4 protein-coding genes, 3 tRNA genes and 8 rRNA genes are annotated in these 21,192 nt (G+C 53.3%); all 15 read left to right on the top strand.

Translation table 11 applies throughout. The features are described from left to right. The first annotated feature begins 28 nt into the window (after positions 1 to 28). The 15 genes from ACI77B_RS01980 (at position 29) to ACI77B_RS01910 (ending at position 21,180) form a co-directional block, all read left to right on the top strand. Complete coding sequence (locus tag ACI77B_RS01980; RefSeq protein ID WP_409337133.1) at positions 29 to 2,314, top strand: peptidase U32 family protein; 2,286 nt, start codon at positions 29 to 31, stop codon at positions 2,312 to 2,314. Between the two features lie 357 nt (positions 2,315 to 2,671). After that, positions 2,672 to 3,493, top strand: a complete 822-nt coding sequence (locus ACI77B_RS01975; protein ID WP_409337132.1) for a basic amino acid ABC transporter substrate-binding protein — start codon at positions 2,672 to 2,674, stop codon at positions 3,491 to 3,493. A gap of 186 nt (positions 3,494 to 3,679) precedes the next feature. Continuing rightward, complete coding sequence (locus ACI77B_RS01970; RefSeq protein WP_409337131.1) at positions 3,680 to 4,348, top strand: amino acid ABC transporter permease; 669 nt, start codon at positions 3,680 to 3,682, stop codon at positions 4,346 to 4,348. Between the two features lie 51 nt (positions 4,349 to 4,399). Beyond that, positions 4,400 to 5,113 (top strand): amino acid ABC transporter ATP-binding protein, encoded by a 714-nt coding sequence (locus ACI77B_RS01965; protein WP_409337130.1) that lies wholly within the window; start codon positions 4,400 to 4,402, stop codon positions 5,111 to 5,113. Between the two features lie 300 nt (positions 5,114 to 5,413). Beyond that, a 16S ribosomal RNA gene (locus ACI77B_RS01960) occupies positions 5,414 to 6,929 on the top strand. A gap of 34 nt (positions 6,930 to 6,963) precedes the next feature. Then, positions 6,964 to 7,039 (top strand) — tRNA-Ala (locus tag ACI77B_RS01955). Between the two features lie 214 nt (positions 7,040 to 7,253). Next, a 23S ribosomal RNA gene (locus ACI77B_RS01950) occupies positions 7,254 to 10,138 on the top strand. 84 nt (positions 10,139 to 10,222) lie between these two features. Then, positions 10,223 to 10,339, top strand: a 5S ribosomal RNA gene (rrf, locus tag ACI77B_RS01945). Between the two features lie 595 nt (positions 10,340 to 10,934). Beyond that, positions 10,935 to 12,450 (top strand): 16S ribosomal RNA (locus tag ACI77B_RS01940). Positions 12,451 to 12,484: 34 nt separating this feature from the next. Beyond that, positions 12,485 to 12,560 (top strand) — tRNA-Ala (locus tag ACI77B_RS01935). A gap of 214 nt (positions 12,561 to 12,774) precedes the next feature. Then, positions 12,775 to 15,659 (top strand): 23S ribosomal RNA (locus tag ACI77B_RS01930). A gap of 84 nt (positions 15,660 to 15,743) precedes the next feature. Next, positions 15,744 to 15,860: ribosomal RNA gene (gene rrf / locus ACI77B_RS01925) — 5S ribosomal RNA — on the top strand. 595 nt (positions 15,861 to 16,455) lie between these two features. Then, positions 16,456 to 17,971 (top strand): 16S ribosomal RNA (locus ACI77B_RS01920). A 34-nt stretch (positions 17,972 to 18,005) separates the two neighbouring features. Then, a tRNA-Ala gene (locus ACI77B_RS01915) sits at positions 18,006 to 18,081 on the top strand. Positions 18,082 to 18,295: 214 nt separating this feature from the next. Next, a 23S ribosomal RNA gene (locus ACI77B_RS01910) occupies positions 18,296 to 21,180 on the top strand. Together the 16S, 23S and 5S rRNA genes with 3 tRNA genes alongside form the textbook arrangement of a ribosomal RNA operon. Positions 21,181 to 21,192: the final 12 nt, after the last annotated feature.

Below are 21,192 nucleotides of genomic sequence, written 5' to 3'. Positions count from 1 at the left end.
AAAGAAACAGGAAAGGAAGAAGCTGAACATGGCAGTAAAACAGAGCAGACAATGCGAACTTCTGGTTCCGGCAGGGGGAGAGCAGGCCTTTCTTGCCGCGGTGGAAAACGGCGCTGACGCCGTCTATGTCGGCGGAAGTTCGTTCAATGCCAGGGCAGGGGCGCAGAATTTCAACAGGGAGCAGCTGAAAGAAGCTGTTGCAAACGCCCATCAGAGAGGGGTCCGGGTCCACGTCACCATGAATATTCTTCTGCGGGATGATGAACTTCAGGAGGCGCTGAAAGAAGCGGAATACGATTATAAAATCGGCGTCGATGCGCTGATTGTGCAGGACCTGGGCCTGGCAGACCTGATTCACAGGGAAATGCCTGATTTCCCTCTGCATCTGTCCACGCAGGCGACAGCTTATGACCTCCGCTGCGTGCAGGCTGCGGAGAAGCTCGGCTTCCGCCGCGCCGTCCTGTCCCGTGAGCTGACCTTTGAGGAAATCCGGAAAATCCGGGAACAGACCGATCTGGAGCTGGAGATGTTTATTCACGGCGCTCTGTGCATCTGCTATTCCGGCCAGTGTCAGATGAGCCGGTATTTCGGAGGCCGGAGCGGGAACCGCGGAGCCTGTGCACAGCCCTGCCGGCTCCCCTATACCGTACTGGACAGAGACGGACGCCGGGTCCGCGCAGGCCGTCATTCTCTCAGCCCGAGAGACCTTTGTCTGCTGGATGATCTGGGAGAGTTGATCCATGCCGGCGTGGACTCCTTCAAAATCGAAGGCCGGATGAAATCACCGGAATACGTCGCGGTCGTGACCTCGATTTACCGGAAATATATCGACCAGTACCTGAAGACCGGAAGCAGCAGGATTGACCCTGCGGACCGCATGGCCCTGCGCCAGATTTTCAACCGGGGCGATTTTACGGAAGCTTACCTGCACGGTTATCCGGGAAAGAAACTGATGTGTTCCGGCCTTCCGAAGCACCAGGGTGTGCCGGTCGGGAAGGTGAACAGCCGCGTCAATCCGATCTTGCTGGATGTCCGGCTTGATCGTGAATTGCAGTTAGGCGATGGGATTGAAATTCACAACTCTGCGCTCACCGGGGGCATCCTGACTTATAAGAAGCAGATGAAGGGCGGGCTGACCAGAATCGGCGATTTCAAAGGGGATGTGCATAAGGGCGACGCGATTTTCCGGACATCATCGAAGGCCCAGCTGGACGCCGCCAGAAAGACCTTTCAGGAGCTGTCCTTCACTGAGGGAAAGTTCCGAAGAAAGCGCGGGATTTCCATGCGGCTGAAAGAAGAAGGGCAGATGCTGGTCCTGAGCGCCTCGACGATTGCAGGCCGGACCTTTGGCGATTATGACCAGATGATTTCTGCCCATGCCCAGTCACAGGCCGGCCCGTTTTCCTATGCAGAGAATCACGCCGCGAGCCCGGAACGCTTGAAAACAGCCCTGCGGAAGACTGGCGGCACGCCTTTTGAGGTAGAAGAACTGGAACTTCCAGGCAGCATGCTCCTCCATGTGAGGATGGCAGAACTGAACGCGCTGCGCCGGGAAGTCCTGAATAAACTTTCAGACCAGCTTGCGTCCGGTCGGACAAAAACCACACCGCAAGAGCATAATGAGCATCTGCTTCTGCAGAATCCGCGCAGTGAAAAAATCCAGCGTCCGCAGGCCCCGGCATTCATGATGCAGGATCATGACGAAGTGTATTTTTATACTTGGGAATCATTACGTCATTATTCATCTGCGGAAGAGGGAGAAATTGCCCTGCTTCCGCTGCTGGAAGCCGAAGTGCATTATAAAGAACTTCCGGAAATGCTGAAAAATACCGGGTTTGCACACATTGTGCCGTGGATTTCCAATGTGGCTAAGGGAAAGGAAGCGGCCTGGATTGAAGGTCACATTGCAGAAATCACAGAACACTGGAAAGAAAGCGGAATCTACGTCGGCAGTCTGAGCTGGATTGCATATCTGACGGAGCGCGGAATTCCAGTATACGCGGATTTCGGCCTGAACCGGTATAACTGCAGAACGGCGGACGTTCTGGAACATCTGGGCGCTGCTTATGCGATGCCGTCACTGGAGGAGGCGGTGCATGAACAGGGTGCCTTCCCGCTGATGACGACCCAGTACCGGCCAGACGGAGATGTGATGATCTCCCGGAAGAAGGACCGGCTGGGCCTGTGGAAGCCGGACTACAGCGAGCAGACCTGGATTCTGCCGGACCGGCAGCCAGAGAACTGCCGGGAAATCCGGCCGGCAGAGACCGGGCACGGCAGAGTGCGCCGCATTTACGTCAGTCCGGAGTGCTGAGTTTCTGGCAGATTTGGGGAAAGTCAGCGTTTTCGGCACTGGTGCGGATCTTCTGGCCGGTAAAAACGGATACATAAGAGCCGGGGAAATCATTGAGCCGGGGATGATTCCTGGCTGAGGGACCGGAAATTCCTGTGGCGCGGCAGGCTGCGGGTGAAGCTGTGCTCTTGGCCGGGTGGATTTTGTCCAGAATAATTGGTGCCAATCGTTGCATAAAGTTAAATTTATGTGAATAAAGTTTAAAAAACCTATTGACAATGTACCTGCGAGATGGTAAATTTATGCATGTAATTTAATATATTTACATTCAGCAAGGCAATGAAAACTTCACTGTGTAAGTGGAAAGGAAGTATTCACATGAAAAAGAATCTGGCAATGAAACTGGCAGTTCTGGGCCTCTGCGTGGTTACAGCAATTGCGTTCACCGCGTGCGGAAGCTCCTCCTCCAGCAGCAAATCCAAGTCAACATCATCATCAAAGAAAACCTATACGGTTGTAACAGAGCCGACATTCCCGCCGTATGATACGACGGATAAGAAAGGCAACCTGACTGGATTCGATATGGATATGGTCAAAGCAATCGCTAAGGACCAGGGATTCAAGGTTAAGTTCAAGAACATGGAATTCCAGTCTCTGATCCCGGCTATTCAGTCCGGAAATGCAGACATCATCGCAGCCGGAATGAACGTCGACAAGGAGCGTTCCAAGAAAGTTGACTTCACGAATACATATTCTGATGCCGGACTGGTTGTCATGGTTAAGAAGGACAACACAACGATCAAGGGTATAGACAGCCTGACCAGCGACATGAAGGTTGCCAGCCAGACCGGAACATCCGGAGCAACAGAGACAAAAAAACTGCAGAAGAAAGGCAAGATCAAGCAGGCCGTTATCCTGGACGGATTCGACACCTGCATCATGCAGCTGCAGAACGGAGATGTCAACGCCGTCATCATCGACAAGCCGGTTGCGCAGAACTACATGCAGAAGCACAGCGGAAAGTTCAAGACTGTCGGAAAGACACTGGACGCCGAGAGCTACGCAATGGCTGTCAAGAAGGGCAACACAGAGCTTAAGAATAAGCTGAACAAGGGCCTGAAGGATATCATCAAGGACGGCACATTCCAGAAACTCTGCGACAAGTGGGGCATCGGAAACAAGTTCGCTTCCACGAAATAACAGATTGTGAAAGAGAGATTATGATGAGCGTCGAAGCGGGGGAGGTTCTCTTCTCTGCTTCGATTTTCTGCGTGCAAGCAGAACTGCCGCGGATGCATGCGCAGTGCGGCACCGGCATATCAATTGGGGACGGATGCAGTAAACAGCCGTTCTGTGTGTGTAATTTGAAATGGTAAGGAGAATACTATGTTTTTCAGTAAACTGTGGGAAGGATTTGCGACAGCATTTCGCGGAGTCCCGACAACCATGGGTGTCAGTGCGGTCGCAGTTCTGATCGGATTGGTGCTCGGCCTGCTTCTGGCGCTGATGCGTCTGTCCAGGTTCAGGGTTCTGCGCGGACTGGCCACGCTGTATATTGATATCGTAAGAGGTACACCGCTGATGGTACAGGCGCTGATCGCCGCCTACGGAATTCCGGTGCTCGTCCAGAGCATGGGTGTGCAGTGGAAATGGCCCCACCTGGTCATTCCGGCGCTCCTCTGCTGCGGACTGAACAGTGCCGCATACATGGCAGAAATCGTCCGCGGAGGACTGACCGCCGTCGACAAGGGCCAGATGGAAGCCGCCCAGTGCCTGGGCATGACGCACCATCAGGCTATGCGCCTCGTCATCATTCCGCAGGCTCTGCGTCTGATCCTCCCACCGCTGGGAAATGAGTTCGTCACCATGATCAAGGAGACCGCGGTTCTGTCCGTTGCGGGCGTAACCGAAATCACCCGTGAAGGTACACTCCTGTCTGCGAGAACCTTCGACTTCTTCACCGCATACGTCGGCGTAGCACTGGTTTATCTGGTGTTCACCATTACCATTTCCAAGCTCGTGCTCTATATGGAGCGCCGTCTGAAGATGGAGTAATCCACGTCATCGGGACAAAAAGTATACGAGCAAGAGAGGAGTCTGTGTATCATGCTGGAAATCAAAAACTTAAAGAAATTATACGGCGATCTGGAAGTCCTGAAGGGGATTAACCAGGTGATCAATGATAAAGAAGTACTGTGTATTATCGGGCCTTCAGGAGGTGGAAAATCCACCCTTCTGCGCTGCCTGAATCACCTGGAAGAGCCGACAGAGGGTGAAATCTATATTGACGGAGAACTGATTACCGAGGATAATCTGACCAATGTCAGAGAACGCATGGGAATGGTGTTCCAGAGCTTCAACCTGTTCCCGCACATGACCGTACTGGAGAACGTCACCGTCGGTCCGATCCATGTAAAAGGAAAGTCACAGGAAGAAGCAGAAAAACATGCAAAAGAGCTTCTGGAAATGGTAGGCCTTTCCGATAAAATCAACGCCAAGCCGCGCGCTCTTTCCGGAGGACAGCAGCAGCGAGTCGCCATTGCCCGCGCACTGGCCATGGACCCGGAAATCATGCTGTTCGACGAGCCTACATCCGCACTGGACCCGGAGATGGTCGGAGAAGTACTCGACGTAATGAAAAAACTGGCCTCAGAAGGCATGACCATGGTCGTCGTGACCCATGAGATGGGATTCGCAAAAGAAGTCGCTGATAAGGTCATTTTCATCGATCAGGGCGTCATCGCAGAAGAGGGTACCCCGGAGCAGATCTTCGAGCATCCGCAGAACGAGCGTACCCGCAGTTTCGTCCACGCGATCTAAGCATCCCGTAAAATAAAAATCAAAAAAAGTTAAAAATAGTGTTGACAAAGTCCGCATCAGGCGGTAAGATATAGAAGTTCGCTCGAGAGAGCGGGCGCGAACATAGAAAACTGCATAGACAGGAAATGCAAGTCAAGACAAAAGCTGCGCAGATGAAAGTCTGACGCAGAGAACCATTAAAAGGTTCACGACAATTTCCAAAAGAAAACAGTAATTTCAGCAGAACAAAGCTAAGCTTCGTTCTGAGGAAAAGGATGAATTCTTAAGGATGATAAAGCCGGAAGGCTTTAACATACAATATTAACGAAGAGTTTGATCCTGGCTCAGGATGAACGCTGGCGGCGTGCCTAACACATGCAAGTCGAGCGGGAAATGGAATTCAGATGCTTCGGTTGACGAATGCCATGGAGAGCGGCGGACGGGTGAGTAACGCGTGGGCAACCTGCCCCTCACAGGGAGATAGCCGAGGGAAACTTCGAGTAATATCCCATGATGCCTTTTGATCACATGATCGAAAGGCCAAAGATTTATCGGTGAGGGATGGGCCCGCGTCCGATTAGCCAGTTGGCAGGGTAGCGGCCTACCAAAGCGACGATCGGTAGCCGGCCTGAGAGGGCGGACGGCCACATTGGAACTGAGACACGGTCCAGACTCCTACGGGAGGCAGCAGTGGGGGATATTGCACAATGGAGGAAACTCTGATGCAGCAACGCCGCGTGAAGGAGGAAGGCCTTCGGGTCGTAAACTTCTGTCCTCAGGGAAGAAAAAAATGACGGTACCTGAGGAGGAAGCCCCGGCTAACTACGTGCCAGCAGCCGCGGTAACACGTAGGGGGCGAGCGTTATCCGGAATTACTGGGCGTAAAGAGTGCGTAGGTGGCTGAGCAAGCGCGGGGTTTAATTTCACGGCCCAACCGTGAACCGCCCTGCGAACTGTTCAGCTTGAGTACAGGAGAGGAAGGCGGAATTCCTAGTGTAGCGGTGAAATGCGTAGATATTAGGAGGAACACCGGTGGCGAAGGCGGCCTTCTGGACTGAAACTGACACTGAGGCACGAAAGCGTGGGTAGCAAACAGGATTAGATACCCTGGTAGTCCACGCCGTAAACGATGAGCACTAGGTGTCGGGCTCGAGAGAGTTCGGTGCCGGAGCAAACGCATTAAGTGCTCCGCCTGGGGAGTACGCACGCAAGTGTAAAACTCAAAGGAATTGACGGGGACCCGCACAAGCAGCGGAGCATGTGGTTTAATTCGAAGCAACGCGAAGAACCTTACCAGAGCTTGACATCCTCCTGACCGGGGAAGTAATGTTCCCCTTCTCTTCGGAGCAGGAGTGACAGGTGGTGCATGGTTGTCGTCAGCTCGTGTCGTGAGATGTTGGGTCAAGTCCCGCAACGAGCGCAACCCTTGCTGTCAGTTGCCATCATTAAGTTGGGCACTCTGACGGGACTGCCGGGGATAACCCGGAGGAAGGCGGGGATGACGTCAAATCATCATGCCCCTTATGTTCTGGGCGACACACGTGCTACAATGGCCGGCACAGAGGGAAGCGAAAGAGCGATCTCAAGCAAACCCCTAAAGCCGGTCCCAGTTCGGACTGCAGGCTGAAACCCGCCTGCACGAAGTCGGAGTTGCTAGTAATCGCGGATCAGAATGCCGCGGTGAATGCGTTCCCGGGTCTTGTACACACCGCCCGTCACACCATGGAAGCCGGGGGTGCCCGAAGTCGGACAATGTCTGCCTAAGGCAAAACCGGTGACTGGGGTGAAGTCGTAACAAGGTAGCCGTATGAGAACGTGCGGCTGGATCACCTCCTTTCTAGGGAGACTGGTTTTCTGTCTATGAGTTTTATGGGGAATTAGCTCAGTTGGGAGAGCACCTGCTTTGCACGCAGGGGGTCAAGGGTTCGAATCCCTTATTCTCCACCACGGATCTTCATCGAAAGAGAAAGATCCGCATGTACCTTGAAAACCGAACAAAATGCGAATCAAACAATGCATCATAGAAAAGAGATCGAGAATATCAATATCAGCATAGAAATATGGTGAAAAGGGTAATCTACGATTTCAACCGAGAGCCAGAAAGCAAAAGATCAAGAGTAAATTGACAAAGATCGAAAGCGAACCAAACGCGGGCCAAAGAGGCCAAGCGAAAAAGGGCATAAGGTGGATGCCTTGGCACTGGGAGCCGAAGAAAGACGTGACAAGCTGCGAAAAGCTGTGGGGAGGAGCACATATCCGCTGATCCACAGATTTCTGAATGGGGAAACCCATCCTGTGTAATGACAGGATACGGATGAGTGAGAAAGACAGCTCATTACGAGGGAACCCGGGGAACTGAAACATCTAAGTACCCGGAGGAAGAGAAAGAAACATCGATTTTCCAAGTAGCGGCGAGCGAACGGGAAAGAGGCCAAACCAGAGACTTGTCTCTGGGGTTGCGGACTCATAAAGGATGAAGAATGTATAGAGGAAGAAGTATGGAAATGCTCACCAGAGAGAGTAAGAGTCTCGTACTTGAAATGCAGTCTTCACAGATGAGGATCCAGAGTAGGGCCGGACACGTGTAACCCGGTCTGAAGCAGGAGGGCCCACCCTCCAAGCCTAAATACTACCCAGTGACCGATAGAGAACAGTACCGTGAGGGAAAGGTGAAAAGGACCCCGGGAGGGGAGTGAAATAGAACCTGAAACCTTATGCCTACAATCGGAGGGAGCGAAAGTGACCTCGTACTTTTTGTAGAACGGGCCAACGAGTTATGGTGTGCGGCGAGGTTAAGCTGCTGGAGCAGCGGAGCCGAAGGGAAACCGAGTCTGAACAGGGCGAAAGTCGTATGCTGTAGACCCGAAACCGGGTGACCTATCCATGTGCAGGCTGAAGTGCCCGTAAAGGGGCATGGAGGGCCGAACTCATATCTGTTGAAAAAGGTTGGGATGACGTGTGGATAGCGGTGAAATTCCAATCGAACCCGGAGATAGCTGGTTCTCCCCGAAATAGCTTTAGGGCTAGCCTTGCAGCGATGATACCCGGAGGTAGAGCACTGAATGTTCGAGGGGCCTTCACCGGTTACCAAAAACTATCAAACTCCGAATGCCGGAGTATCAACTGCAGGAGTCAGACTATGTGAGATAAGTTTCATGGTCGAAAGGGAAACAGCCCAGACCGTCAGCTAAGGTCCCAAAATACAGGCTAAGTGGAAAAGGATGTGGGGTTGCACAGACAGCTAGGATGTTGGCTCAGAAGCAGCCATTCATTCAAAGAGTGCGTAATAGCTCACTAGTCGAGTGACTCTGCGCCGAAGATAAACGGGGCTAAAGTCTGATACCGAAGCTGCGGATAAGAAATTATGGTAGGGGAGCATCGTGCACAGGCAGAAGCGAGAGCGGAAGCGATCGTGGACCGTGCAGGAGAGAGAATGTTGGCATGAGTAGCGAGAGGCAGGTGAGAATCCTGCCCGCCGAAAATCCAAGGTTTCCTGAGGAAGGTTCGTCCACTCAGGGTAAGTCGGGGCCTAAGCCGAGGACGAGCGTCGTAGGCGATGGATAACAGGTAGAGATTCCTGTACCACCGAGGTCTGCTTGAGTGAAGCGGGGACACGGAAGGATGAGCTGAGCGTACCGTTGGTTGAGTACGTCCAAGCGATGAGGGAGCAGCTGCAGGGAAGTCCGCAGGTGTGGAACCAAGTCGTGATGGGGAGGAGAATGATCCGGAAGCAGTGACATTCACGCCGTCGAGAAAAGCCGCTAGCGAGGACTGAGGTGCCCGTACCGCAAACCGACACAGGTGGATGAGGAGAGAATCCTAAGGCGAGCGAGAGAACCATTGTCAAGGAACTCGGCAAAATGACCCCGTAACTTCGGGAGAAGGGGTGCTTGCGAAAGCAAGCCGCAGTGAAAAGGCCCAGGCAACTGTTTACCAAAAACACAGGTCTCTGCGAAAGCGAAAGCTGAAGTATAGGGGCTGACGCCTGCCCGGTGCTGGAAGGTTAAGGGGAAGTGTCAGAGCAATCGAAGCACGGAACTGAAGCCCCAGTAAACGGCGGCCGTAACTATAACGGTCCTAAGGTAGCGAAATTCCTTGTCGGGTAAGTTCCGACCCGCACGAAAGGCGTAATGATCTGGGCACTGTCTCGACAATGGACTCGGTGAAATTGTAGTGCCGGTAAAGATGCCGGCTACCCGCAGCAGGACGGAAAGACCCCATGGAGCTTCACTGCAGCCTGATATTGAGCCTCGGCGCTGCATGTACAGGATAGGTGGGAGGCTGAGAAGAGCGTACGCCAGTATACTCAGAGCCATCGTTGGGATACCACCCCTGCAGTGTTGGGGTTCTAACCGCGTATCGTAAACCGGTACCGGGACAGTGGCAGGTGGGCAGTTTGACTGGGGCGGTCGCCTCCAAAAGAGTAACGGAGGCGCCCAAAGGTTCCCTCAGCGCGGACGGAAATCGCGCGAAGAGTGCAAAGGCAGAAGGGAGCTTGACTGCAAGACATACAGGTCGAGCAGGGACGAAAGTCGGGCTTAGTGATCCGGTGGTACCGAGTGGAAGGGCCATCGCTCAACGGATAAAAGCTACCCTGGGGATAACAGGCTGATACCCCCCAAGAGTTCACATCGACGGGGGTGTTTGGCACCTCGATGTCGGCTCGTCTCATCCTGGGGCTGGAGTAGGTCCCAAGGGTTGGGCTGTTCGCCCATTAAAGAGGTACGCGAGCTGGGTTCAGAACGTCGTGAGACAGTTCGGTCCCTATCCGCTGTGGGCGTTGGAGATCTGCGTGGGGCTGTCCTTAGTACGAGAGGACCGGGACGGACTCGCCTCTGGTGTACCGGTTGTTCCGCCAGGAGCATAGCCGGGTAGCTACGCGGGGAAGGGATAAGCGCTGAAAGCATCTAAGTGCGAAGCCCGCCACAAGAATAGATCTCCCCCGTAAGGTAAGGTTCGTGGGAGACTACCACGTCGATAGGTCGGAGGTGTAAAGATGGTGACATCCTGAGCTGACCGATACTAATCAACCGAAAGCTTGGCCGGAAGGCCGCGAAAAGGAAAAGGCAGAGCAGAGTGAGAGGAGCATTTTGTTTGGATTTGAAGGCACGCAAGTCTTCAAAGAAGAAATCCGGCCGTGATGGCGGGGAGGACACACCTGTACCCATCCCGAACACAGAAGTTAAGCTCCCCAGCGCCGAGGATACTTGGTGGGAGACCGCCTGGGAAAGTAGGACGCCGCCGGTTTCAGAAAGCCGCTGACCAGAAAGGTCGGCGGCTTTTGTGTTGCCTGACTTGTGTCTGTCTTTCTGAACACGGATATGTATTCGTAGAAAAACACATAAAAATGATAAAAAGTGTTTGACAGATAAGGGAATCAGGTGATATGCTAGACAAGTTGTCGCAAGAGAGCGGGCCTGAATGGCCGGCAGGAAAGGCAGCGGGCTGCAGATCAGCCGGCATCAGAAAGCCGATGATTTCAAGAGATCGAAAAGATCTTCAAAAAGTTGTTGACAAGATGCGGACATCTGTGGTATTATGAACAAGCTGTCGCGAGAGAGTGATTGTTCAAGATTAAATGCTTGATTCAAGAGCCTGAACGTGATATGCTTAAGTCCCTGCTCTTAGAGAGCGGGCGCGAACATAGAAAACTGCATAGACAGGAAATGCAAGTCAAGACAAAAGCTGCGCAGATGAAAGTCTGACGCAGAGAACCATTAAAAAGGTTCACGACAATTTCCAAAAGAAAACAGTAATTTCAGCAGAACAAAGCTAAGCTTCGTTCTGAGGAAAAGGATGAATTCTTAAGGATGATAAAGCCGGAAGGCTTTAACATACAATATTAACGAAGAGTTTGATCCTGGCTCAGGATGAACGCTGGCGGCGTGCCTAACACATGCAAGTCGAGCGGGAAATGGAATTCAGATGCTTCGGTTGACGAATGCCATGGAGAGCGGCGGACGGGTGAGTAACGCGTGGGCAACCTGCCCCTCACAGGGAGATAGCCGAGGGAAACTTCGAGTAATATCCCATGATGCCTTTTGATCACATGATCGAAAGGCCAAAGATTTATCGGTGAGGGATGGGCCCGCGTCCGATTAGCCAGTTGGCAGGGTAGCGGCCTACCAAAGCGACGATCGGTAGCCGGCCTGAGAGGGCGGACGGCCACATTGGAACTGAGACACGGTCCAGACTCCTACGGGAGGCAGCAGTGGGGGATATTGCACAATGGAGGAAACTCTGATGCAGCAACGCCGCGTGAAGGAGGAAGGCCTTCGGGTCGTAAACTTCTGTCCTCAGGGAAGAAAAAAATGACGGTACCTGAGGAGGAAGCCCCGGCTAACTACGTGCCAGCAGCCGCGGTAACACGTAGGGGGCGAGCGTTATCCGGAATTACTGGGCGTAAAGAGTGCGTAGGTGGCTGAGCAAGCGCGGGGTTTAATTTCACGGCCCAACCGTGAACCGCCCTGCGAACTGTTCAGCTTGAGTACAGGAGAGGAAGGCGGAATTCCTAGTGTAGCGGTGAAATGCGTAGATATTAGGAGGAACACCGGTGGCGAAGGCGGCCTTCTGGACTGAAACTGACACTGAGGCACGAAAGCGTGGGTAGCAAACAGGATTAGATACCCTGGTAGTCCACGCCGTAAACGATGAGCACTAGGTGTCGGGCTCGAGAGAGTTCGGTGCCGGAGCAAACGCATTAAGTGCTCCGCCTGGGGAGTACGCACGCAAGTGTAAAACTCAAAGGAATTGACGGGGACCCGCACAAGCAGCGGAGCATGTGGTTTAATTCGAAGCAACGCGAAGAACCTTACCAGAGCTTGACATCCTCCTGACCGGGGAAGTAATGTTCCCCTTCTCTTCGGAGCAGGAGTGACAGGTGGTGCATGGTTGTCGTCAGCTCGTGTCGTGAGATGTTGGGTCAAGTCCCGCAACGAGCGCAACCCTTGCTGTCAGTTGCCATCATTAAGTTGGGCACTCTGACGGGACTGCCGGGGATAACCCGGAGGAAGGCGGGGATGACGTCAAATCATCATGCCCCTTATGTTCTGGGCGACACACGTGCTACAATGGCCGGCACAGAGGGAAGCGAAAGAGCGATCTCAAGCAAACCCCTAAAGCCGGTCCCAGTTCGGACTGCAGGCTGAAACCCGCCTGCACGAAGTCGGAGTTGCTAGTAATCGCGGATCAGAATGCCGCGGTGAATGCGTTCCCGGGTCTTGTACACACCGCCCGTCACACCATGGAAGCCGGGGGTGCCCGAAGTCGGACAATGTCTGCCTAAGGCAAAACCGGTGACTGGGGTGAAGTCGTAACAAGGTAGCCGTATGAGAACGTGCGGCTGGATCACCTCCTTTCTAGGGAGACTGGTTTTCTGTCTATGAGTTTTATGGGGAATTAGCTCAGTTGGGAGAGCACCTGCTTTGCACGCAGGGGGTCAAGGGTTCGAATCCCTTATTCTCCACCACGGATCTTCATCGAAAGAGAAAGATCCGCATGTACCTTGAAAACCGAACAAAATGCGAATCAAACAATGCATCATAGAAAAGAGATCGAGAATATCAATATCAGCATAGAAATATGGTGAAAAGGGTAATCTACGATTTCAACCGAGAGCCAGAAAGCAAAAGATCAAGAGTAAATTGACAAAGATCGAAAGCGAACCAAACGCGGGCCAAAGAGGCCAAGCGAAAAAGGGCATAAGGTGGATGCCTTGGCACTGGGAGCCGAAGAAAGACGTGACAAGCTGCGAAAAGCTGTGGGGAGGAGCACATATCCGCTGATCCACAGATTTCTGAATGGGGAAACCCATCCTGTGTAATGACAGGATACGGATGAGTGAGAAAGACAGCTCATTACGAGGGAACCCGGGGAACTGAAACATCTAAGTACCCGGAGGAAGAGAAAGAAACATCGATTTTCCAAGTAGCGGCGAGCGAACGGGAAAGAGGCCAAACCAGAGACTTGTCTCTGGGGTTGCGGACTCATAAAGGATGAAGAATGTATAGAGGAAGAAGTATGGAAATGCTCACCAGAGAGAGTAAGAGTCTCGTACTTGAAATGCAGTCTTCACAGATGAGGATCCAGAGTAGGGCCGGACACGTGTAACCCGGTCTGAAGCAGGAGGGCCCACCCTCCAAGCCTAAATACTACCCAGTGACCGATAGAGAACAGTACCGTGAGGGAAAGGTGAAAAGGACCCCGGGAGGGGAGTGAAATAGAACCTGAAACCTTATGCCTACAATCGGAGGGAGCGAAAGTGACCTCGTACTTTTTGTAGAACGGGCCAACGAGTTATGGTGTGCGGCGAGGTTAAGCTGCTGGAGCAGCGGAGCCGAAGGGAAACCGAGTCTGAACAGGGCGAAAGTCGTATGCTGTAGACCCGAAACCGGGTGACCTATCCATGTGCAGGCTGAAGTGCCCGTAAAGGGGCATGGAGGGCCGAACTCATATCTGTTGAAAAAGGTTGGGATGACGTGTGGATAGCGGTGAAATTCCAATCGAACCCGGAGATAGCTGGTTCTCCCCGAAATAGCTTTAGGGCTAGCCTTGCAGCGATGATACCCGGAGGTAGAGCACTGAATGTTCGAGGGGCCTTCACCGGTTACCAAAAACTATCAAACTCCGAATGCCGGAGTATCAACTGCAGGAGTCAGACTATGTGAGATAAGTTTCATGGTCGAAAGGGAAACAGCCCAGACCGTCAGCTAAGGTCCCAAAATACAGGCTAAGTGGAAAAGGATGTGGGGTTGCACAGACAGCTAGGATGTTGGCTCAGAAGCAGCCATTCATTCAAAGAGTGCGTAATAGCTCACTAGTCGAGTGACTCTGCGCCGAAGATAAACGGGGCTAAAGTCTGATACCGAAGCTGCGGATAAGAAATTATGGTAGGGGAGCATCGTGCACAGGCAGAAGCGAGAGCGGAAGCGATCGTGGACCGTGCAGGAGAGAGAATGTTGGCATGAGTAGCGAGAGGCAGGTGAGAATCCTGCCCGCCGAAAATCCAAGGTTTCCTGAGGAAGGTTCGTCCACTCAGGGTAAGTCGGGGCCTAAGCCGAGGACGAGCGTCGTAGGCGATGGATAACAGGTAGAGATTCCTGTACCACCGAGGTCTGCTTGAGTGAAGCGGGGACACGGAAGGATGAGCTGAGCGTACCGTTGGTTGAGTACGTCCAAGCGATGAGGGAGCAGCTGCAGGGAAGTCCGCAGGTGTGGAACCAAGTCGTGATGGGGAGGAGAATGATCCGGAAGCAGTGACATTCACGCCGTCGAGAAAAGCCGCTAGCGAGGACTGAGGTGCCCGTACCGCAAACCGACACAGGTGGATGAGGAGAGAATCCTAAGGCGAGCGAGAGAACCATTGTCAAGGAACTCGGCAAAATGACCCCGTAACTTCGGGAGAAGGGGTGCTTGCGAAAGCAAGCCGCAGTGAAAAGGCCCAGGCAACTGTTTACCAAAAACACAGGTCTCTGCGAAAGCGAAAGCTGAAGTATAGGGGCTGACGCCTGCCCGGTGCTGGAAGGTTAAGGGGAAGTGTCAGAGCAATCGAAGCACGGAACTGAAGCCCCAGTAAACGGCGGCCGTAACTATAACGGTCCTAAGGTAGCGAAATTCCTTGTCGGGTAAGTTCCGACCCGCACGAAAGGCGTAATGATCTGGGCACTGTCTCGACAATGGACTCGGTGAAATTGTAGTGCCGGTAAAGATGCCGGCTACCCGCAGCAGGACGGAAAGACCCCATGGAGCTTCACTGCAGCCTGATATTGAGCCTCGGCGCTGCATGTACAGGATAGGTGGGAGGCTGAGAAGAGCGTACGCCAGTATACTCAGAGCCATCGTTGGGATACCACCCCTGCAGTGTTGGGGTTCTAACCGCGTATCGTAAACCGGTACCGGGACAGTGGCAGGTGGGCAGTTTGACTGGGGCGGTCGCCTCCAAAAGAGTAACGGAGGCGCCCAAAGGTTCCCTCAGCGCGGACGGAAATCGCGCGAAGAGTGCAAAGGCAGAAGGGAGCTTGACTGCAAGACATACAGGTCGAGCAGGGACGAAAGTCGGGCTTAGTGATCCGGTGGTACCGAGTGGAAGGGCCATCGCTCAACGGATAAAAGCTACCCTGGGGATAACAGGCTGATACCCCCCAAGAGTTCACATCGACGGGGGTGTTTGGCACCTCGATGTCGGCTCGTCTCATCCTGGGGCTGGAGTAGGTCCCAAGGGTTGGGCTGTTCGCCCATTAAAGAGGTACGCGAGCTGGGTTCAGAACGTCGTGAGACAGTTCGGTCCCTATCCGCTGTGGGCGTTGGAGATCTGCGTGGGGCTGTCCTTAGTACGAGAGGACCGGGACGGACTCGCCTCTGGTGTACCGGTTGTTCCGCCAGGAGCATAGCCGGGTAGCTACGCGGGGAAGGGATAAGCGCTGAAAGCATCTAAGTGCGAAGCCCGCCACAAGAATAGATCTCCCCCGTAAGGTAAGGTTCGTGGGAGACTACCACGTCGATAGGTCGGAGGTGTAAAGATGGTGACATCCTGAGCTGACCGATACTAATCAACCGAAAGCTTGGCCGGAAGGCCGCGAAAAGGAAAAGGCAGAGCAGAGTGAGAGGAGCATTTTGTTTGGATTTGAAGGCACGCAAGTCTTCAAAGAAGAAATCCGGCCGTGATGGCGGGGAGGACACACCTGTACCCATCCCGAACACAGAAGTTAAGCTCCCCAGCGCCGAGGATACTTGGTGGGAGACCGCCTGGGAAAGTAGGACGCCGCCGGTTTCAGAAAGCCGCTGACCAGAAAGGTCGGCGGCTTTTGTGTTGCCTGACTTGTGTCTGTCTTTCTGAACACGGATATGTATTCGTAGAAAAACACATAAAAATGATAAAAAGTGTTTGACAGATAAGGGAATCAGGTGATATGCTAGACAAGTTGTCGCAAGAGAGCGGGCCTGAATGGCCGGCAGGAAAGGCAGCGGGCTGCAGATCAGCCGGCATCAGAAAGCCGATGATTTCAAGAGATCGAAAAGATCTTCAAAAAGTTGTTGACAAGATGCGGACATCTGTGGTATTATGAACAAGCTGTCGCGAGAGAGTGATTGTTCAAGATTAAATGCTTGATTCAAGAGCCTGAACGTGATATGCTTAAGTCCCTGCTCTTAGAGAGCGGGCGCGAACATAGAAAACTGCATAGACAGGAAATGCAAGTCAAGACAAAAGCTGCGCAGATGAAAGTCTGACGCAGAGAACCATTAAAAAGGTTCACGACAATTTCCAAAAGAAAACAGTAATTTCAGCAGAACAAAGCTAAGCTTCGTTCTGAGGAAAAGGATGAATTCTTAAGGATGATAAAGCCGGAAGGCTTTAACATACAATATTAACGAAGAGTTTGATCCTGGCTCAGGATGAACGCTGGCGGCGTGCCTAACACATGCAAGTCGAGCGGGAAATGGAATTCAGATGCTTCGGTTGACGAATGCCATGGAGAGCGGCGGACGGGTGAGTAACGCGTGGGCAACCTGCCCCTCACAGGGAGATAGCCGAGGGAAACTTCGAGTAATATCCCATGATGCCTTTTGATCACATGATCGAAAGGCCAAAGATTTATCGGTGAGGGATGGGCCCGCGTCCGATTAGCCAGTTGGCAGGGTAGCGGCCTACCAAAGCGACGATCGGTAGCCGGCCTGAGAGGGCGGACGGCCACATTGGAACTGAGACACGGTCCAGACTCCTACGGGAGGCAGCAGTGGGGGATATTGCACAATGGAGGAAACTCTGATGCAGCAACGCCGCGTGAAGGAGGAAGGCCTTCGGGTCGTAAACTTCTGTCCTCAGGGAAGAAAAAAATGACGGTACCTGAGGAGGAAGCCCCGGCTAACTACGTGCCAGCAGCCGCGGTAACACGTAGGGGGCGAGCGTTATCCGGAATTACTGGGCGTAAAGAGTGCGTAGGTGGCTGAGCAAGCGCGGGGTTTAATTTCACGGCCCAACCGTGAACCGCCCTGCGAACTGTTCAGCTTGAGTACAGGAGAGGAAGGCGGAATTCCTAGTGTAGCGGTGAAATGCGTAGATATTAGGAGGAACACCGGTGGCGAAGGCGGCCTTCTGGACTGAAACTGACACTGAGGCACGAAAGCGTGGGTAGCAAACAGGATTAGATACCCTGGTAGTCCACGCCGTAAACGATGAGCACTAGGTGTCGGGCTCGAGAGAGTTCGGTGCCGGAGCAAACGCATTAAGTGCTCCGCCTGGGGAGTACGCACGCAAGTGTAAAACTCAAAGGAATTGACGGGGACCCGCACAAGCAGCGGAGCATGTGGTTTAATTCGAAGCAACGCGAAGAACCTTACCAGAGCTTGACATCCTCCTGACCGGGGAAGTAATGTTCCCCTTCTCTTCGGAGCAGGAGTGACAGGTGGTGCATGGTTGTCGTCAGCTCGTGTCGTGAGATGTTGGGTCAAGTCCCGCAACGAGCGCAACCCTTGCTGTCAGTTGCCATCATTAAGTTGGGCACTCTGACGGGACTGCCGGGGATAACCCGGAGGAAGGCGGGGATGACGTCAAATCATCATGCCCCTTATGTTCTGGGCGACACACGTGCTACAATGGCCGGCACAGAGGGAAGCGAAAGAGCGATCTCAAGCAAACCCCTAAAGCCGGTCCCAGTTCGGACTGCAGGCTGAAACCCGCCTGCACGAAGTCGGAGTTGCTAGTAATCGCGGATCAGAATGCCGCGGTGAATGCGTTCCCGGGTCTTGTACACACCGCCCGTCACACCATGGAAGCCGGGGGTGCCCGAAGTCGGACAATGTCTGCCTAAGGCAAAACCGGTGACTGGGGTGAAGTCGTAACAAGGTAGCCGTATGAGAACGTGCGGCTGGATCACCTCCTTTCTAGGGAGACTGGTTTTCTGTCTATGAGTTTTATGGGGAATTAGCTCAGTTGGGAGAGCACCTGCTTTGCACGCAGGGGGTCAAGGGTTCGAATCCCTTATTCTCCACCACGGATCTTCATCGAAAGAGAAAGATCCGCATGTACCTTGAAAACCGAACAAAATGCGAATCAAACAATGCATCATAGAAAAGAGATCGAGAATATCAATATCAGCATAGAAATATGGTGAAAAGGGTAATCTACGATTTCAACCGAGAGCCAGAAAGCAAAAGATCAAGAGTAAATTGACAAAGATCGAAAGCGAACCAAACGCGGGCCAAAGAGGCCAAGCGAAAAAGGGCATAAGGTGGATGCCTTGGCACTGGGAGCCGAAGAAAGACGTGACAAGCTGCGAAAAGCTGTGGGGAGGAGCACATATCCGCTGATCCACAGATTTCTGAATGGGGAAACCCATCCTGTGTAATGACAGGATACGGATGAGTGAGAAAGACAGCTCATTACGAGGGAACCCGGGGAACTGAAACATCTAAGTACCCGGAGGAAGAGAAAGAAACATCGATTTTCCAAGTAGCGGCGAGCGAACGGGAAAGAGGCCAAACCAGAGACTTGTCTCTGGGGTTGCGGACTCATAAAGGATGAAGAATGTATAGAGGAAGAAGTATGGAAATGCTCACCAGAGAGAGTAAGAGTCTCGTACTTGAAATGCAGTCTTCACAGATGAGGATCCAGAGTAGGGCCGGACACGTGTAACCCGGTCTGAAGCAGGAGGGCCCACCCTCCAAGCCTAAATACTACCCAGTGACCGATAGAGAACAGTACCGTGAGGGAAAGGTGAAAAGGACCCCGGGAGGGGAGTGAAATAGAACCTGAAACCTTATGCCTACAATCGGAGGGAGCGAAAGTGACCTCGTACTTTTTGTAGAACGGGCCAACGAGTTATGGTGTGCGGCGAGGTTAAGCTGCTGGAGCAGCGGAGCCGAAGGGAAACCGAGTCTGAACAGGGCGAAAGTCGTATGCTGTAGACCCGAAACCGGGTGACCTATCCATGTGCAGGCTGAAGTGCCCGTAAAGGGGCATGGAGGGCCGAACTCATATCTGTTGAAAAAGGTTGGGATGACGTGTGGATAGCGGTGAAATTCCAATCGAACCCGGAGATAGCTGGTTCTCCCCGAAATAGCTTTAGGGCTAGCCTTGCAGCGATGATACCCGGAGGTAGAGCACTGAATGTTCGAGGGGCCTTCACCGGTTACCAAAAACTATCAAACTCCGAATGCCGGAGTATCAACTGCAGGAGTCAGACTATGTGAGATAAGTTTCATGGTCGAAAGGGAAACAGCCCAGACCGTCAGCTAAGGTCCCAAAATACAGGCTAAGTGGAAAAGGATGTGGGGTTGCACAGACAGCTAGGATGTTGGCTCAGAAGCAGCCATTCATTCAAAGAGTGCGTAATAGCTCACTAGTCGAGTGACTCTGCGCCGAAGATAAACGGGGCTAAAGTCTGATACCGAAGCTGCGGATAAGAAATTATGGTAGGGGAGCATCGTGCACAGGCAGAAGCGAGAGCGGAAGCGATCGTGGACCGTGCAGGAGAGAGAATGTTGGCATGAGTAGCGAGAGGCAGGTGAGAATCCTGCCCGCCGAAAATCCAAGGTTTCCTGAGGAAGGTTCGTCCACTCAGGGTAAGTCGGGGCCTAAGCCGAGGACGAGCGTCGTAGGCGATGGATAACAGGTAGAGATTCCTGTACCACCGAGGTCTGCTTGAGTGAAGCGGGGACACGGAAGGATGAGCTGAGCGTACCGTTGGTTGAGTACGTCCAAGCGATGAGGGAGCAGCTGCAGGGAAGTCCGCAGGTGTGGAACCAAGTCGTGATGGGGAGGAGAATGATCCGGAAGCAGTGACATTCACGCCGTCGAGAAAAGCCGCTAGCGAGGACTGAGGTGCCCGTACCGCAAACCGACACAGGTGGATGAGGAGAGAATCCTAAGGCGAGCGAGAGAACCATTGTCAAGGAACTCGGCAAAATGACCCCGTAACTTCGGGAGAAGGGGTGCTTGCGAAAGCAAGCCGCAGTGAAAAGGCCCAGGCAACTGTTTACCAAAAACACAGGTCTCTGCGAAAGCGAAAGCTGAAGTATAGGGGCTGACGCCTGCCCGGTGCTGGAAGGTTAAGGGGAAGTGTCAGAGCAATCGAAGCACGGAACTGAAGCCCCAGTAAACGGCGGCCGTAACTATAACGGTCCTAAGGTAGCGAAATTCCTTGTCGGGTAAGTTCCGACCCGCACGAAAGGCGTAATGATCTGGGCACTGTCTCGACAATGGACTCGGTGAAATTGTAGTGCCGGTAAAGATGCCGGCTACCCGCAGCAGGACGGAAAGACCCCATGGAGCTTCACTGCAGCCTGATATTGAGCCTCGGCGCTGCATGTACAGGATAGGTGGGAGGCTGAGAAGAGCGTACGCCAGTATACTCAGAGCCATCGTTGGGATACCACCCCTGCAGTGTTGGGGTTCTAACCGCGTATCGTAAACCGGTACCGGGACAGTGGCAGGTGGGCAGTTTGACTGGGGCGGTCGCCTCCAAAAGAGTAACGGAGGCGCCCAAAGGTTCCCTCAGCGCGGACGGAAATCGCGCGAAGAGTGCAAAGGCAGAAGGGAGCTTGACTGCAAGACATACAGGTCGAGCAGGGACGAAAGTCGGGCTTAGTGATCCGGTGGTACCGAGTGGAAGGGCCATCGCTCAACGGATAAAAGCTACCCTGGGGATAACAGGCTGATACCCCCCAAGAGTTCACATCGACGGGGGTGTTTGGCACCTCGATGTCGGCTCGTCTCATCCTGGGGCTGGAGTAGGTCCCAAGGGTTGGGCTGTTCGCCCATTAAAGAGGTACGCGAGCTGGGTTCAGAACGTCGTGAGACAGTTCGGTCCCTATCCGCTGTGGGCGTTGGAGATCTGCGTGGGGCTGTCCTTAGTACGAGAGGACCGGGACGGACTCGCCTCTGGTGTACCGGTTGTTCCGCCAGGAGCATAGCCGGGTAGCTACGCGGGGAAGGGATAAGCGCTGAAAGCATCTAAGTGCGAAGCCCGCCACAAGAATAGATCTCCCCCGTAAGGTAAGGTTCGTGGGAGACTACCACGTCGATAGGTCGGAGGTGTAAAGATGGTGACATCCTGAGCTGACCGATACTAATCAACCGAAAGCTTGGCCGGAAGGCCGCGAAA

The sequence above is a fragment of the Eubacterium sp. F2 genome (assembly GCF_046244355.1).
Taxonomy (GTDB): Bacteria; Bacillota; Clostridia; order Peptostreptococcales; family Anaerovoracaceae; genus Aminicella.
Note: the sequence above shows the minus strand (reverse complement) of the source record. Positions and strands in the feature narration are given on the sequence as shown.

Coding starts and splice junctions, on each gene's coding strand:
- ACI77B_RS01980 (WP_409337133.1), top strand. CDS start 29: ATGGCAGTAAAACAGAGCAGACAATGCGAACTTCTGGTTCCGGCAGGG.
- ACI77B_RS01975 (WP_409337132.1), top strand. CDS start 2,672: ATGAAAAAGAATCTGGCAATGAAACTGGCAGTTCTGGGCCTCTGCGTG.
- ACI77B_RS01970 (WP_409337131.1), top strand. CDS start 3,680: ATGTTTTTCAGTAAACTGTGGGAAGGATTTGCGACAGCATTTCGCGGA.
- ACI77B_RS01965 (WP_409337130.1), top strand. CDS start 4,400: ATGCTGGAAATCAAAAACTTAAAGAAATTATACGGCGATCTGGAAGTC.